We start from the raw sequence: 1,011 nt of genomic DNA on the forward strand, positions 1-1,011 counted from the left end.
CAGGAGCGTTTCCAAAAGACTATGAGATACCGATTGCCATGGCCCTGCGTGTAAAAGAACGTTTCAGGGGACTAAAAACAGTGCTGGTAAAACCAAGGGAAAAGATCGTGGATGAATGGGTACCGATGGAATAGGGCTTGAAACTTCCAGGACAGTTTTTGCAAGCAAGGGAGAATACAATGGGATGGATGATTGACACAATCCGTTATAAAATAGCGCAATGGAAAAGTGATGGAAGTCAGCAGATTAAGAAATTATAAATTGTGTATAATTGCGTAAGTACTAAGTGTTGGGCGCTATTAAATTCTTACCGTTTAATAATTGATGAGAAAGATTGTTGTTATCCTTTTATTTATTTTGATTATTGTTACCGGTGTATTTACCTATTTGACATCAAGAACTCCAGTTAGTCAAAATCTTGACTCATATATTTACGATCTTCCCATTCAATGCGGAACAAAATACAAAGTGGTTCAAGGATATGGTGGAAGGTTTTCGCATGCAAATAAAGCTGCTATAGATTTTCAAATGCCTGAAGGAACACCAGTCTGCGCAGCCAGAAATGGTATAATATATAGTTACAAAGACGACAGCGATGAAGGCGGAATTTTCACAAGCGAAAAAAAAGCCAATTACATTATCATTCGGCATGAGGATGGAAGTTTCGGATGCTACTGGCATTTGAAAAAAAATGGTGTAGTTGTGAAGAAAGGAAAAGTAGTCAAAGGACAGGTCATTGGATATAGTGGTAAAACCGGGTTTACTTTACGAGATCACCTACATTTTGCAGTCAAACGCAGGTTAAATTATGATAGAGATTCCTTCGTTAGGACCAAATTTAGAACAACCAGCGGGATACAACTTCTCCAAAGCGGAGAATGGTATGAAAGGCCTTCAAAATGACATCGCCCAACAACGGTTCCTATGTAAAGAGATAGCTGGTTGTTCTCATAAAGTTACGTTGACTTTCAAGGGTTTTCCAAATATTCTGGTGTTGCTGGCTTTCGTTGC

The 1,011-nt window shown here is 38.8% G+C and carries 1 protein-coding gene; it reads left to right on the forward strand.

The genetic code is table 11. The annotated features are described in order from the left end of the window. Window positions 1–357: 357 nt before the first annotated feature. Window positions 358–903: a M23 family metallopeptidase gene (locus tag BP74_RS21655; RefSeq protein ID WP_496377660.1), complete on the forward strand. Its 546-nt coding sequence runs from the start codon at window positions 358–360 to the stop codon at window positions 901–903. The last annotated feature ends 108 nt before the right edge of the window (window positions 904–1,011 follow it).

The organism is Flavisolibacter ginsengiterrae DSM 18136, assembly GCF_059568575.1.